Annotated in this window: 13 protein-coding genes; 3 read left to right on the plus strand and 10 right to left on the minus strand. The window is 62.5% G+C overall.

The window, feature by feature from the left end; all coding sequences use genetic code 11:
* Positions 1–64: 64 nt before the first annotated feature.
* Positions 65–997 (plus strand): carbohydrate kinase family protein, encoded by a 933-nt coding sequence (locus ACVC5H_RS23705; protein WP_489620161.1) that lies wholly within the window; start codon positions 65–67, stop codon positions 995–997.
* Between the two features lie 66 nt (positions 998–1063).
* Positions 1064–1657, plus strand: coding sequence for a peroxiredoxin (locus tag ACVC5H_RS23710; protein WP_489620162.1), 594 nt, complete (start codon positions 1064–1066; stop codon positions 1655–1657).
* 77 nt (positions 1658–1734) lie between these two features.
* Here ACVC5H_RS23710 and ACVC5H_RS23715 read toward each other — a convergent pair whose 3' ends face one another.
* From ACVC5H_RS23715 to ACVC5H_RS23760, 10 genes are all read right to left on the minus strand, one after another.
* Positions 1735–2274: a YggT family protein gene (locus ACVC5H_RS23715; protein ID WP_489620163.1), complete on the minus strand. Its 540-nt coding sequence runs from the start codon at positions 2272–2274 to the stop codon at positions 1735–1737.
* 302 nt (positions 2275–2576) lie between these two features.
* The gene (locus ACVC5H_RS23720; protein WP_489620164.1) at positions 2577–3440 is read right to left on the minus strand and encodes a histone H1-like repetitive region-containing protein; all 864 of its coding nucleotides are present in this window, start codon (positions 3438–3440) and stop codon (positions 2577–2579) included.
* 503 nt (positions 3441–3943) lie between these two features.
* Entirely contained in the window at positions 3944–5110 is a 1167-nt protein-coding gene (locus ACVC5H_RS23725) for a ribonucleotide-diphosphate reductase subunit beta (RefSeq protein ID WP_489620165.1), read from the minus strand.
* A 212-nt stretch (positions 5111–5322) separates the two neighbouring features.
* The gene (locus ACVC5H_RS23730) at positions 5323–8307 is read right to left on the minus strand and encodes a ribonucleoside-diphosphate reductase subunit alpha (protein WP_489620166.1); all 2985 of its coding nucleotides are present in this window, start codon (positions 8305–8307) and stop codon (positions 5323–5325) included.
* A gap of 400 nt (positions 8308–8707) precedes the next feature.
* Positions 8708–9331, minus strand: coding sequence for a 1,6-anhydro-N-acetylmuramyl-L-alanine amidase AmpD (gene ampD / locus ACVC5H_RS23735; RefSeq protein ID WP_489620167.1), 624 nt, complete (start codon positions 9329–9331; stop codon positions 8708–8710).
* 3 nt (positions 9332–9334) lie between these two features.
* Entirely contained in the window at positions 9335–9619 is a 285-nt protein-coding gene (locus ACVC5H_RS23740; protein ID WP_489620168.1) for a PP0621 family protein, read from the minus strand.
* Positions 9616–10428, minus strand: coding sequence for a cytochrome C assembly family protein (locus tag ACVC5H_RS23745; RefSeq protein WP_489620169.1), 813 nt, complete (start codon positions 10426–10428; stop codon positions 9616–9618). The genes ACVC5H_RS23740 and ACVC5H_RS23745 overlap by 4 nt, the downstream gene beginning before the upstream one ends.
* 135 nt (positions 10429–10563) lie before the next feature.
* The gene (locus ACVC5H_RS23750; protein WP_489620170.1) at positions 10564–11373 is read right to left on the minus strand and encodes an ABC transporter ATP-binding protein; all 810 of its coding nucleotides are present in this window, start codon (positions 11371–11373) and stop codon (positions 10564–10566) included.
* A 1-nt stretch (position 11374) separates the two neighbouring features.
* Positions 11375–12196 (minus strand): ABC transporter permease, encoded by an 822-nt coding sequence (locus ACVC5H_RS23755; RefSeq protein WP_489620171.1) that lies wholly within the window; start codon positions 12194–12196, stop codon positions 11375–11377.
* A gap of 19 nt (positions 12197–12215) precedes the next feature.
* Complete coding sequence (locus ACVC5H_RS23760) at positions 12216–13181, minus strand: ABC transporter substrate-binding protein (protein ID WP_489620172.1); 966 nt, start codon at positions 13179–13181, stop codon at positions 12216–12218.
* A 345-nt stretch (positions 13182–13526) separates the two neighbouring features.
* Between ACVC5H_RS23760 and ffh the strand changes: the two genes are divergently transcribed.
* Positions 13527–14897: a signal recognition particle protein gene (gene ffh / locus ACVC5H_RS23765; RefSeq protein WP_489620173.1), complete on the plus strand. Its 1371-nt coding sequence runs from the start codon at positions 13527–13529 to the stop codon at positions 14895–14897.
* The last annotated feature ends 386 nt before the right edge of the window (positions 14898–15283 follow it).

Below are 15283 nucleotides of genomic sequence, written 5' to 3' on the forward strand. Positions count from 1 at the left end.
CCAGCCTCCCCGCCGCTTTTCTTCTACAATGCGGCATCGTTCACTCACTTGTACCGACCACGCCATGAGCTCACTGATCTGCGGTTCCCTCGCTTACGACAACATCATGCAATACGAGGGCCGCTTCGCTGAAGCCCTGCTGGCCGACCAGTTGCACAAGGTCAACGTCTCCTTCCTGGTGCCGACCATGCGCCGCGAGTTCGGCGGCTGTGCCGGCAACATCGCCTACAACCTCAAGCTGCTGGGCGGTGAGCCCATCGTGATGGCCACTGTCGGCCTCGATAGCGCGCCCTACATGGAGCGCCTGGCCGCGCTGGGAATCTCCACGCAATGCGTGCGCCAGATCGAGACCTCCTTCACGGCCCAGTGCTTCATCACCACCGATGCCGACAACAACCAGATCACGGCTTTCCACCCCGGCGCCATGAGCTGGTCGCATGAAAACAAGGTGGCCGATGCCGGCACGGCCAAGTTCGCCATCGTCGCCCCCGATGGCCGCGATGGCATGCTGCAGCACGCGCAGCAGGCAGCAGAACTGAACATCCCGCTGATCTTCGACCCGGGCCAGGGCATGCCGATGTTCGATGGCAATGACCTCAAGAACTTCATCGACATGGCGACCCACGTGGCCGTCAACGATTACGAAGCCGAGATGCTGACGGCCCGCACCGGCCTGACCCTGGCGCAGATCGCCGAGCGCGTCACGGCCCTGGTGGTCACGCGCGGCGAGCTGGGGGCGGACATCTTCGTCAACGGCAAGCACCTCGCCATCCCCTGCGTGCGGGCCGACAAGATCGCCGATCCCACCGGCTGCGGCGATGCCTTCCGCGCCGGCATGCTCTATGGCCTGACCGAAGGCTATGACTGGGAAACCACCGGCCGCCTGGCCAGCCTGATGGGTTCCATCAAGATCGCCTCGCAAGGACCACAGAACCATGCGCCCTCCAAGGCAGAGATCGAAGAGCGCTTCCACAAGGCCTTCGGTTATCGCTTCTGATGTCATTCCAGGCCGGTGTCGCGCAGTGCGTAGCACCGGCAGCAGGACCCACCAAGGAGATTCGCCATGCCGAGCCATTCGTCTTCTGTCATGCCAGCCAAGCTCTCGATGCACCTGCGTCGCGCGGTCGGCGCGTGCGTCCTGCTGGGTGCGGCGCTGTGTTCGCAAGCTGCGCTGGCTGCACTCAAACCCGGCGACCAGGCGCCCGAGTTCTCTGCTCCGAGTTCACTGGGCGGACAGGTTTCGACCTTCTCGCTCTCGGAGGCGCTCAAGAAAGGCCCGGTGGTGCTGTACTTCTACCCGGCCGCCTTCACCTCTGGCTGCACCATCGAAGCCCACCTCTTCGCCGAAGCAGTGGATCGCTATAAAGCGCTGGGGGCGACTGTCATCGGCGTGTCCGGCGACAACATCGAGACGCTCAACAAGTTCTCCGTCAGCGAATGCCGCAGCAAGTTCGCCGTGGCCGCCGACGTCGACAAGAAGATCATGAAGGCCTATGACGCCCAGTTCATGAAGGTGACCGGCTATGCCAGCCGCACCTCCTACGTCATCACGCCGGACCATGCCATCCTCTACGAATACACCGACATGAATCCGGAAAAGCATGTGGAGAACACCATGCAGGCACTGGAGCAATGGTCGGCCAGGCAGAAGCGCTGACCGAAGAAGCCCAAGCAGACAGCAAAAGAGCCGGACGTGTCCGGCTCTTTTGCGTTGGGGCAAGCCCGGCAGCGTCTTCAGTAGAGCGTGAAGAACAGCGCGTCGATCACCCGCACTGCAATCTGCAGCAGGATCAGCAGCACCAGCGGCGACAGGTCGACGCCACCCAGCGGCGGGATGACACGGCGCAGCGGGCGCAGCAGCGGGTCGTTCAGGGCACGCACGAAGGGGGCCAGCGGCGCATGCGGATTGACCCAGCTGAAGACGGCTTCGATGATGAGCGTGGCCATGAAGCCGTAGCAGATCCACTGCAGCAAGCGCTCCAGCGCCACCAGCAAGATGATCTTGAAGTTGAAGCCGGTCTGCAATCCCAGGATGGCGACGATGGACAAGAGCACGATGAGGAAGGCCCCCACCAGGCTGGCCCAGTCGTAGCCGCTGCCCGGCATCACCCGGCGCAGGGGACGCACCAGCCAGTCCGAGAGCTGGTAGACGAACTGCCCCACCGATTGGGGCGGACGCACGCGGACCACCTGCATCCAGAAACGCAGCAGCATGACACCGGCCAGGATGCTGGCGACGGCGTTGACGATCATCGTGAAAATACTAAGCAGCACAGGGATCTCCATCAGTGAGAGGCAGGGCACATACTAGTGTGCCAGCGGCTGGGGCGCAATCGCCAGGTGCAGTGGCGACATCATCATGCAGCATGCACGCGCAACGCATGCGAGCATGTCCGGGTTCTTCCATATTGTGCCATTGCGCCGGATTGCCAGAGCAGAGCTTCCGGCATCATGTTGATCGCAGCGGCCATCTCTTCGGCCAGACAAGAACGGACAGTCATAAAAAAACCGCTGCATGGCGCAATGCCATACAGCGGCTTTCAGTCTGAGGGGATCAGACTAGACGCGCGCCCGGATTACGGACGGCCAGCGCCGGTCGGGAACGGCCATGCAGCGGCCGGGTTCAGCACGGTCTTGGCGGCCGGTGCTGCAGCAGCGGTTGCTGCCGGCTTGGCGGCTGCCTTCTTGGGCGCGGCGGCCTTCTTCGGAGCGGCGGCCTTGGGGGCTGCTGCGGCCTTCGGCGCTGCTACCTTCTTGGCGGCTGCCTTGGGAGCTGCAACCTTCTTCGCTGCAGCTGCCTTCGGAGCTGCAGTCTTCTTGGCGGCGGCCTTCGGAGCTGCAACCTTCTTCGCTGCAGCTGCCTTCGGAGCTGCAGTCTTCTTGGCGGCTGCCTTCGGAGCTGCAACCTTCTTCGCTGCGGCTGCCTTCGGAGCTGCGGTCTTCTTGGCGGCTGCCTTCGGAGCTGCAACCTTCTTCGCTGCAGCTGCCTTCGGTGCTGCAGTCTTCTTGGCGGCGGCCTTCGGAGCTGCAACCTTCTTCGCTGCGGCTGCTTTCGGTGCGGCCTTCTTGGCGGCTGCCTTCGGAGCTGCAACCTTCTTCGCTGCGGCTGCCTTCGGTGCTGCGGTCTTCTTGGCGGCTGCCTTCGGAGCTGCAACCTTCTTCGCTGCTGCCTTCGGAGCGGCTGCCTTCTTGGCGGCTGCCTTCGGAGCTGCAACCTTCTTCGCTGCTGCCTTCGGAGCGGCTGCCTTGGTTGCAGCGGCCTTCTTCGGCGCTGCAGCCTTCTTGGCAGCTGCCGGCTTGGCGGCGGCCTTGGCCACGGTCTTCTTGGCGGCGGCGGCCTTGGGGGCTGCTACCTTCTTGGTGGTTTCCTTGGCGGCGACCGCCTTTTCCTTCTTTGCCGCCGGCTTCTTCGCCGCGGTCTTCTTTGCTGCTGTTGCCATTTTGTTTCTCCTTCTTCACGTGAATGGAAAAAATCAAGCTTGATATAAGCAACCCGCACGCGACATCGCGATGACGCGGGCGAGCTATTCATCGGCACAAGCCGCCTGTGGCTTGCGCTAATGAATTCGGCACCAGCTGAACTGCTGCATCCCCTCACCTATGCAGCGCTTCAGCTATCTTGGCGACGCCCCTCCGGTAGTGCCCGCGCAATGGCGCAGGAAGATGCGACTACGGGAGCAGGCGCGACACCAAAAAAAACGCCAGCGTGTTCAAACGCTAGCGTCGGAATCGCGTTCCTGAAAAACTTCAGTGTTTTTCAAAGGAAAAGCCGCCTGACCCGACACGAGGGGGTTAAGCGGCGATAACAGAGAAGATTGATTCGGTCTCTGACTGTTCATTAATTTGGCGTAGGCCTTTTCCGTTTCAGCAGCCGGGCATCTTGCAAGCTACCCGGCTCCTGTTGTGCATCACGTCTCGATGAAGAGAGCTTCGAGACTGCACATCATTCCCAACTCAGTGCGCCCCCGGTTTGGTATTCGATGACGCGGGTCTCAAAGAAGTTGCGCTCCTTCTTCAAGTCGATCATCTCGCTCATCCACGGGAACGGATTTTCTTCTTGTGCGAACAGCGGGTCCAATCCGATTTGCTGTGCGCGGCGGTTTGCGATGAATCGCAGGTAGCTCTTGAACATCGGTGCGTTCAACCCGAGCACGCCTCGCGGCATTGTATCCTCTGCGTAACGATATTCCAACTCCACCGCGCGTAAAAACAACGATTTGATCTCTTCGCGGAATTCAGGAGTCCACAGGTGCGGGTTCTCCATCTTCACGGTGTTGATCAGGTCGATACCGAAGTTGCAGTGCATCGATTCGTCGCGCAGGATGTATTGATACTGCTCGGCTGCACCCATCATCTTGTTCTGGCGACCCAGTGCCAGGATCTGCGTGAAGCCGACGTAGAAGAACAGGCCTTCCATGATGCAGGCGAAGACGATCAAGGACTTCAACAGCTTCTGGTCATTCTCCATCGTGCCGGTCTTGAACTCAGGATCGGTCAGCGTATCGATGAAGGGAATCAGGAACTCGTCCTTGTCGCGGATCGATGCGACCTCGTGATAGGCGTTGAAGATCTCGGCTTCATCCAGGCCCAGCGACTCGACGATGTACTGGTAGGCGTGGGTGTGGATCGCTTCTTCAAAAGCCTGGCGCAGCAGGTACTGGCGGCACTCCGGTGCGGTGATGTGGCGATAGGTGCCCAGCACGATGTTGTTGGCCGCCAGCGAGTCGGCGGTGACGAAGAAGCCCAGGTTGCGCTTGACCAGACGGCGTTCATCTTCGGTCAGGCCGTTGGGGTTCTTCCACAGCTCGATGTCGCGCTGCATGTTGATCTCTTGCGGCATCCAGTGGTTGGCACAGCCGGCCAGGTACTTGTCCCAGGCCCACTTGTACTTGAAGGGCACCAGCTGGTTGACGTCGGTGTGGCCGTTGATGATGCGCTTGTCGGCGGCGTTGACGCGGCGGGTGGTGTCGACCTGCTCGCTGTTGCCGGCCATCAGCGCCGGGTTCAGCGCGGCGTTGGACTGGCCGAAGGCCGGTTGCAGTTGCGGCTGCAGGTTCGGGGTGCGCGGCGCCTGGGCCGGCTGCTTGACTTCATCATCCCAAGAAAGCATCTGTGGTTCCTCTTTACTTTATCGGTGGCTGCCGGCGGGTCGGATGACCGTGGCGCGGCGGGTGTCTATCAGGTGACAACGGCGCATCCGGTGAAGTTCACCGCGATGCGCCGGCTAGGGTGGGTGGGACTGGGACAGTGGTGCTGCCGTCATCTCGGATGACCTTGATCATCCTCATCAGCAGGCCGCCTGGCCCCACCCGGATTGCTTGCTTACTGGCAGGCCTCGCACTCTTCGAAGCCCGCATCGCCCGGACGCATGGTGCAGACCGGACCATCGGCTTCGATCGAAGCACCCGGGTTCGGCATCACATAGGCAGCCGATGCAGCGGCAGCCGACGCGATCGGTGCAGCCGGCACGGCCGTACCGGAGGCCGATGCCATCGCACCCGCACCGCCATCAACGGCCACGGCGTTCAGTGCACCCGCACGGGAGGTGGACTTCTCGGTGTGGGTGGCACCGATGGTGCGCAGGTAGTAGGTGGTCTTGAGGCCACGCAGCCAGGCCAGCTTGTAGGTCTCATCCAGGCGCTTGCCGGAAGCACCCGCCATGTAGATGTTCAGCGACTGGGCCTGGTCGATCCACTTCTGGCGACGCGAGGCGGCTTCCACCAGCCAGGACGGATCCACTTCGAAAGCGGTGGCGTAGATGTCGCGCAGGTCTTGCGGGATGCGGTCGATCTTGGCCAGGCTGCCGTCGAAATACTTGAGGTCGGCGACCATGACTTCATCCCACAGGCCACGGGCCTTCAGGTCGCGCACCAGGTACTCGTTGATCTCGGTGAATTCGCCCGACAGGTTCGACTTCACGTACAGGTTCTGGTAGGTCGGCTCGATGCAGGCGGACACGCCGATGATGTTGGAGATGGTCGCCGTCGGCGCAATGGCCACGCAGTTCGAGTTGCGCATGCCGTGTTCGGCGATGCGCGCACGCAGGGCGGCCCAGTCCAGGGTCTCGGTGGTGTCGGTTTCCAGGTAACCGCCGCGCTCTTGCGCCAGCAGCTTCAGGGAATCCTGCGGCAGGATGCCGCGATCCCACAGCGAACCGCGGTAGGACGCGTAACGGCCGCGCTCTTCAGCCAGTTCGGTCGAGGCCATGTAGGCGTAGTAGCAGACGGCTTCCATGGAGCGGTCGGCGAATTCGACGGCATCCATCGAGGCGTACGGCACGCGCTTGATGTGCAGGCAGTCCTGGAAGCCCATGATGCCCATGCCCACCGGACGGTGGCGCAGGTTGGAGTCACGAGCCTTCTTGACGGCGTAGTAGTTGATGTCGATGACGTTGTCCAGCATGCGCATGGCGGTGCGGATGGTCTTTTGCAGCTTGGCATGGTCCAGCTCGCCATTGACCAGGTGCGCCGGCAGGTTCACCGAACCCAGGTTGCAGACCGCGATCTCGCTCTCGTTGGTGTTCAAGGTGATCTCGGTGCACAGGTTGGAGCTGTGGACCACGCCCACGTGTTGCTGGGGCGAGCGGATGTTGCAAGGATCCTTGAAGGTGATCCACGGGTGGCCGGTTTCGAAGAGCATCGACAGCATCTTGCGCCACAGGTCGTTGGCTTGCACCTTCTTGAAGAGCTTCAGCTCGCCACGGGCGGCCTTGGCTTCATAGGCGGTGTAGGCTTCTTCGAAGGCACGGCCGAACTTGTCGTGCAGGTCCGGGGTATCGGAGGGCGAGAACAGGGTCCACTCGCCCTTTTCCATCACGCGCTTCATGAACAGGTCGGGAATCCAGTTCGCGGTGTTCATGTCGTGGGTGCGGCGGCGGTCGTCGCCGGTGTTCTTGCGCAGTTCGAGGAATTCCTCGATGTCCATGTGCCAGGTTTCCAGGTAGGCGCAGACAGCGCCCTTGCGCTTGCCGCCCTGGTTGACCGCCACGGCAGTATCGTTGACCACCTTCAGGAAGGGGACCACGCCTTGCGACTTGCCGTTGGTGCCCTTGATGTGGGCGCCCAGGGCGCGCACCGGGGTCCAGTCGTTGCCCAGGCCGCCGGCGAACTTGGCCAGCAGGGCGTTTTCCTTGATGGCTTCGTAGATGCCATCGAGGTCGTCGGCCACCGTGGTCAGGTAGCAGGAGGACAGCTGCGAACGCTGGGTACCCGAGTTGAACAGGGTCGGGGTCGAGCTCATGAAGTCGAAGGACGACAGCAGGTCGTAGAACTCGATGGCGCGCGCTTCGCGGTCGATTTCGTTCAGTGCCAGGCCCATCGCCACGCGCATGTAGAACGCCTGGGGCATCTCGATGCGGGTGCCGCCGATGTGCAGGAAGTAACGGTCATACAGGGTCTGCAGGCCGATGTAGCCGAACTGCAGGTCGCGCTCGGGCTTGAGGGCAGCGGCCAGCTTGGCCAGGTCGAACTGGGCCAGCTTGGTGTCGAGCAACTCGGCGTCGATACCCTTCTTCACGTATTGCGGGAAGTATTCCAGGTACTCGGCGGGAGCGTCAGCCTGCGCCACTTCCTTGCCGAAGACTTCCTTGCGGATGGTGTGCATCAGCAGGCGCGAGGTCACCTGGCTGTAGGCCGGGTCCTTTTCCATCAGCGCGCGGGCAGCCAGGATGGCGGACTTGTACAGCTCTTCGACGGGCACGCCGTCGTACAGGTTCTTGACGGTTTCGGCCAGGATGGCTTCGGCATCGACGTGCGATTCCAGGCCGACGCAGGCAGCGGCGATCAGGGAGCGCACTTCATTGATGTCCAGCGGACGGCTCTGGCCGTCTTCGGTCACGTGCAGTTGCGGTGCGGCCACTTCGGTCTTGGTGGCGGCGCCTTGCTGGGCACGCTCTTCCATGCGCTTGGCGCGGTACAGCACGTAGGCACGGGCCACGTCATGCTCGCCCGAACGCATCAGGGCCAGTTCGACCTGGTCCTGGATGTCTTCAATATGGAAGGTGCCACCGGTGGGCTGGCGGCGCACCAGCGCCGACACCACGTTGGTGGTCAGTTGCTCGACCATTTCGCGTACGCGCGCCGAGGCCGCACCCTGGCCACCGTTGACGGCCAGGAAGGCCTTGGTCACGGCGATGGAAATCTTGGAGGGCTCGAAACCGACCACGGCGCCATTGCGGCGGATGATGCGGTATTCGCCCAGGCCTGCGGTCTGGGACACGATGGACTGGCCTTCAGCGGAGCCTTCCAGCTCGGCGGAGACGCCAAACGGGGCGGGCGATTTGACGGAAATTTCTTGGGTTGAGCGCACTTAGCCTCCTGAGGTACATGGGGCAGACGGCCGGGGTATGCCGCCTGCGTTGCTAATAACTTCATCCGGGCTCCGAACTGCACGGGGCCCGCGAACGACGGAAGCGTCCCACAATGACTGCCCGTTGCACGGACATTCATGCTGACGCAAAACTGCTTGAAACTGATGTGTGGAACGGATTTAAAGAAGGAGAACCGGGGGCGTTGTCATACTTGGTTACTGCCTCGCGGGTCTGGCACCTTCTGAAGCACTGCCTGGAATGGGCCTGCTGAGGATACAGACCCGACTACAACAACAAGTTCAACTGAGCACTACATCTAGTATCAAAACAACGATTGGGACTAATTCTAGTAGCGGGCCTAGGCAGATGCAACCGCTATTTCGAGAATTTTTCTGCTCATCAAGCTTGACTTTTGTGAAGGCCAAGAGGGAAGCGCAATTGCGCCGCGTTAACAATTTCCGCCATTTTGTTGTGATAGCGTGCCCAGTCGAAGCAGGGACCGGGATCGGTCTTGCGCACCGGCGCGATGTGCTCGTGACCGGCCACGGCGGTCAGACCATAGCGCGTTACCAGGGCCTGGGAGAGCAGCACCAGGGTCGCATACTGGACCTCGGTGAAGGGTTCGAAGTCGGTCCCCTCCAGCTCGATGCCGATGGAAAAATCATTGCAGCGCTCACGCCCTTCGAAACTGGAAACGCCTGCATGCCAGGCGCGCCGATGGGCTGGCACGAACTGCACCACCTCGCCATCGCGGCGGATCAGGAAGTGGGCCGACACCCGCAGCGCACGCAACTGGTCGAAATAGGGATGAGCGTCGAAGTCGAGGCGGTTGCAGAACAGGTCGGCGATGTAGGGCCCGCCGAATTCACCGGGCGGCAGGCTGATGTTGTGGATCACCAGCAGCTCGGCGGCCACGCCTTCGGGACGGTCATCGCAGTTGGGCGAGGGTTCGCGGCGGGCGTGATTGCACCAGCCGTCGCCGTCGATGATCCAGGCGCCGGGCTCAGAAAAGGCAGTGTCCATGGTTCAGAAGGAGGCGAGGCGGCGATGCTCTTCGCAGCAGTACTGCGCACCGGAGGCATGCACCACCGCCTCGGAAGACGGGAAGTGGATGCCGCAATGGGCGCACTGCACCATGGTCTCGACGTTGCTGTCGCCACGGCGGCGAAAGCGCGAGGGCTTGGGACGCGGCATGCCGGGCTCGGCATTGCCATCGGCGGCGGGGTCGCTACCGGCCAGCATGGATTTCTTGGCGCGCTGGAACCACACCACCACGGCCAGCAGCACGACCAGCCAGATCAGATATTTCATGTCAAAACCCGATGCAGCACGACTTCAAGCACGAACCGGCTGCCCACATAAGCTAATAGAAGAATGGCGAAACCGGCCAGCGTGAAGCTCAGCGCAGTCCGCCCCCGCCATCCCTGCCAGCGACGGCCGGCCAGGAGCAGGCCGAACAGCAGCCAGGACAGCATGGTGAAGACCGTCTTGTGGTCCCACTTCAATGGTGTCCCGAACAACTGCTCGGAAAAGACCACGCCCGATAGCACCGTCAGCGTCAGCAAGGTGAAGCCGAAGGCGATCAGGCGGAACAGCAATTTTTCCATGGTCAGCAGCGCCGGCAGGCGATCCAGCGCCAGCCCGAACCAGCTGGACTGGGCGGCCGGACCGGGGCGGGTATGCAGGCGCGACTCCTGCAGCACCATCAATACCGCATGGAAGGCGGCGATGGTCAGGGTGCTATAGGCCAGAATGGAGATGGCGATGTGCGCCAGGAACCAGTCGGACTTGCCGGTGAGCGCCACCATGTTGCCCGGGAAGAGGCTGGGCAGCACCACCGCCACGGCCGCCACCGGCAGCACCAGCACGCGCATGCTGTCGAGCGAGAAATTGCGATTTTCCAGCCAGTAGGCCGCAACGGAAATCCACAGCGTGGACGAGAGCATGACCGCAAAACCCACCCGCAGTGCCTCCGGCGCGAACATGTCCGACAGCAGCGCCGCACCGTGCAGCACCCAGCCCGCGACGATGCCCAGCGAAATCGGCACGCGCCGCTCCGAGGGCATGAAGGCGCAGCCCAGATAGAGCAGCGCAGCCAGGATGAAAAAATAAGTTTGCATCACCCGAGTTTACACTATCTCGGCCCCGGCCCGGCTTGCGCCGGGTCAGCCGGCGGGCAAATCGGGCCCGCCAAATGCGACACGGCAGGGGGTGCCTGCCGTGTCCGGGTGCTGCATCAGGGACAACGCACTGCCTCAGTCGACGGCGGCCGCCTTCATCTCGGCGTTGTGATGGCGCTGCTGCTCTTCCATCACCAGCTGGCCCAGTTCGCGCTTCAAGGCATTGAACTCGGGCGCGGCCGGGTCGCGCAGGCGCGGCAGGTTCACCAGCATGTCGCGCTTGACCGTGCCGGGCCGGTAGGTCATGACCACGATGCGGTCGGCCAGGTAGATGGCTTCCTCGATGCTGTGGGTGACGAAGACGATGGTCTTCCTGAACTCGTCCCAGATGCGTAGCAGCTCATCCTGCAGGTTGCGCCGGGTGAGCGCATCGAGGGCACCGAAGGGTTCGTCCATCAGCAGGATGGGCGAATCCAGCGCCAGTACCCGGGCAATGGCCACGCGCTGGCGCATGCCGCCCGACAAGTCCTTGGGGAAGCGGGTGCGGAAGTCGATCAGGCCCAGCTTGTCCAGCAGCTGGCTCACGCGCTGGGCGATCTCGGCCTTGGGTCGGCCCTTGATCTCCAGGCCGAAGGCGACGTTCTGCTCCACCGTCATCCAGGGGAACAGCGCATATTCCTGGAACACCATGCCACGGTCCGGGCCCGGCTCGCTGACCACCTTGTCGCCGGTCAGGATCTGGCCGGACGAGGGCAGCGCAAACCCGGCGATGGCGTTCAGAAGCGTGGACTTGCCACAGCCGGAAGGACCGAGCAGGCAGACGAACTGGCCGTCGGGGATGTCGAGATTGATGTCCTTGAGGGCCACCACCTCGCGGTCATCGGTCTTGAAGACCTTGTTCACACTCTGTATACAGATGCGGGGAGAGCAATGGGTCGGGTTCATGTCAGTTCTCCAGCCCGCGATGCCAGCGCAGCATGTAATTGTTGAGGCGGCTCATGCCCAGGTCGATGGCCAGGCCCAGGAGGCCGATGGTGATCATGCCGGCGATGATCTTGTCCGACCAGAAATACTCGCGCGCCTCCATGATGCGGAAACCCAATCCATTGCTGACTGCAATCATTTCCGCCACGATCACCACGATGAAGGCCGTGCCGATGCCGATGCGCACGCCCGAGAGGATGTAGGGCACCGAGGCCGGCAGCATCACCCGCAAGAACAGCGTGGACTGGCTGGCCCCCAGGTTGCGGGCGGCGCGCAGGTAGATGCTGTCGACCTGGCGCACCCCGGCGATGGTATTCATCAGCACCGGGAAGAAGGCGCCCAGCGAGATCAAAAACAGCGCCGGCGGATTGCCCAGCCCGAACCAGAGGATGGCCAGCGGGATGTAGGCAATCGGCGGGATCGGGCGGATCACCTGCACCGTCAGGTTCATCAGAGCGTAGATGCGCTGGCTCGACCCCATCAGCAAGCCCAGCGGCAACGCCAGCCCGGCGCCGATCAGGAAGCCCGCCACCACCCGGTAGAGACTGCCGATGGCGTCCATCACCAGTTCGCCCGAGAAGGCCCAGGCCAGCCAGCTGCCGGCCTCGGGGTCGTAGGGTTTCAGGGGCGTGGCGTATTCCACCCATTTCTTCAGGACCGCCCAGGGCGAGGGCAGGATCTGCGGATTGATCCAGCCCGCCCGCGAGGCGCCCTCCCACAGCGCGATCACGATGATCGGCACCAGCAGCCCCTGCAGGAAGCTACCCTTGTTCTTCTTTGCCATGCGCGATTTCCCCCTGTGCTTACTTCAGGTTCATGCTCTTCTTGGCCTGCTCCAGCAGATCGGTCTTCACCCAATCCCTGGCCACGGGCGGCTTGGCCATCTTGCCGGTGCCGTACTTGGCCATGGTATCGGTGGTGACCTGGATGTGCTCGGCGGTGATGTCGTAGGCATAGGGCGAATTGCCGATGGCATCATAGAAGTCTTCCTTGGTGATCTGGTTCTTGAAGATCACTTCGCGCACGTACTTCTCGGCCACGTCCGGCTTGTCGATGAAGGTCTTGGTCGCCTCCAGGAAGCAGCGCATGAACTTCTCGGCCAGCGGGCGCTTCTCGGTATAGAACTTTTCCGTCATCACCATGGTGCGGTAGGGTTCGCCGATGGGCGTATCGTAGGGCTTCATCACTTCCACCCCGAAACCCTTGTTGATGGCCTGCGAGGATTGTGGCTCGCTCTGCATCATGGCGTCGATGTTCTTGCCCAGCAAAGCCTGGTTCAGGTCGGCAAAGGCCAGGTAGACGATGGTCACGTCCTTGGCCGTCAGGCCGTTCTGGCCCAGTTCGGCGTCCAGCAGCACTTCATGGATGCCGCCACGGGTCACGCCCACCTTCTTGCCCTTCAGGTCCTTGACCGACTTGATGCCCGAATCCTTGCCCGCCACCAGGCGGGCGCCGCCCTTGGCGAAACCGGCTACCACATAGATCGGAGCACCGTTGGCGCGACCGGAAATGGCCGCTTCGGAGGCCGTCGTGCCCACATCCAGCTCACCGGCCAGGATGCCCTGCATCACGTCCGGCCCCTTGGCGAAGACCTTTTCATCGACCTTGATGCCACACTTGGGGGCGATCTCCTTGATGTAGGACACCGCACCATAGTGGGCGAACTTCAGGTTGCCCAGGCGGATCACGTCGTCCGCCGCATGGCTGGCGGCCGAGAAACCGGCGCTTGCCAGCAGGGCCAGGGCGATCCATTGTGTTGGCTTTTGCATTTCCACTCTCCTCTTGTGTGTATCGTTGTTGATACTGCGCGCCGGAATCCGCAGTGCAGCCCGGCAGTCTCGATGGCGTTGGCCCCTGCTGCGTGGCGGAGGCCTTGATTGTTCTATGCGCTTGGAAATTCAGCGCCCATGTATACACAAAGAGTGCAAGCCGTACAAGCTGTTAATTTTACGTAGCATCCCCATCTGGACCGCACGCGCCAACCGGGGGCGCAGCAGGGCTGATCGGTTAAAATGCAGGATTGCCCGCCGCCCTTCCTGCGTACGCCTGTGCGCCCTTGTGCCCTTGTGCAGGCCAGCGGCCCTTCGGCCCTTCACTCATTTGCAGATATCACCATGCTAGACAACCTGACCCAACGCCTCGCCAAAGTCGTCAAAACCATGCGCGGCGAGGCGCGACTGACCGAATCCAATACCGCCGAGATGCTGCGCGAAGTGCGCCTGGCCCTGCTGGAGGCCGACGTGGCCCTGCCCGCCGTGCGCGAGTTCATCGCCAAGGTGAAGGAAAAAGCCATGGGCGAAGAGGTCATCGGTTCGCTCACCCCCGGCCAGGCGCTGGTGGGCGTGGTCCAGCGCGAGCTGGCCAGCCTGATGGGTGCCGACCTCGGTGCCGAAGCCTCGCAACTGAACTTTGCGACCCAGCCGCCGGCAATCATCCTGATGGCCGGCCTGCAGGGCGCCGGTAAAACCACCACCGTCGGCAAGCTCGCCAAGTACCTGCGCGAGAACAAGAAGAAAAAGGTCCTGACCGTCTCCGCCGACGTCTACCGCCCGGCCGCCATCGGCCAGTTGCAGACCGTGACCGGCCAGGCCGGCGCCGATTTCTTCCCCAGCCAGCCGACCGACAAGCCGGTCGACATCGCCCTGGCTGCGCTGGATTACGCCAAGAAGCACCACCACGAAGTGCTGATCGTCGACACCGCCGGCCGTCTCGGTATCGACCAGGCCATGATGGATGAAATCCGCGCCGTGCATGCCGCCATCAAGCCCATCGAAACCCTGTTCGTGGTCGATGCCATGCTGGGCCAGGACGCCATCAACACCGCCAAGGCCTTCAGCGACGCCCTGCCGCTGACCGGCGTGGTACTCACCAAGCTGGATGGCGATTCGCGCGGCGGCGCTGCGCTGTCGGTGCGCCACATCACCGGCAAGCCCATCAAGTTCGCCGGCGTGGCCGAAAAGCTCGACGGCCTGGAAGCCTTCGATCCCTCGCGCATGGCCAACCGCATCCTCGGCATGGGCGACATCCTGGCCCTGGTGGAAGAAGCGCGCAAGGGCGTGGACATGGAAGCCGCGCAGGACCTGGCGCACAAGATCAAGGGCGGCGGCAAGTTCGACCTCAATGACTTCAAGGCGCAGCTGTCGCAGATGAAGAAGATGGGCGGCCTCACCAGCCTCCTGGACAAGCTGCCGGCCCAGATGCAGGCCGCTGCCGGCAACGCCAACATGGACCAGGCCGAAAAGCAGGTGCGCCGCATGGAAGGCATCATCAACTCCATGACCCCGCAGGAGCGCGCCAAGCCCGAGCTGATCAAGGCTACCCGCAAGCGCCGCATCGCCGCCGGTGCCGGGGTGCAGGTGCAGGAAGTGAACCGCATGCTGTCCCAGTTCGAGCAGATGCAATCGATGATGAAGAAGCTCAAGGGCGGCGGCATGATGAAGATGATGCGCAGCATGAAGGGCATGCTGCCGGGCGGCATGCGCTGACATCATCGGCCGCAAAGCCTTTATGGAACTGGCTTTGCGACGAACATCCCCTCCTTGCGGCGGCGCCTCTGCCGCCGCGGACGCCCTCCTCCTCCTCCGCAGTTCTCCCCTTCCACATGCTCGCAGCCGATGCGTTTTCGGCCGCTTCAAACCCGTAAAAACATGCCCTTCCTTCATCGCTTTTGCGTGGACATTGAGCTGCCCGGAGCGACCCTTTTCCGGACTTCGGCGATCCGCCGCGATCCCTTTACCGGCGCGGCTTGACGCCGGATCGGGGCGGCTCGTTGTTTCCTGGCGCTTTCGCTGGAAAATCCACTAAAAAATACTTGCATGGCCGTGCAAAGAGCACCACTATTAGCGGTGCGTAAATGACGCATTCATCTCAT

Source organism: Herbaspirillum sp. Her3 (assembly GCF_057961275.1).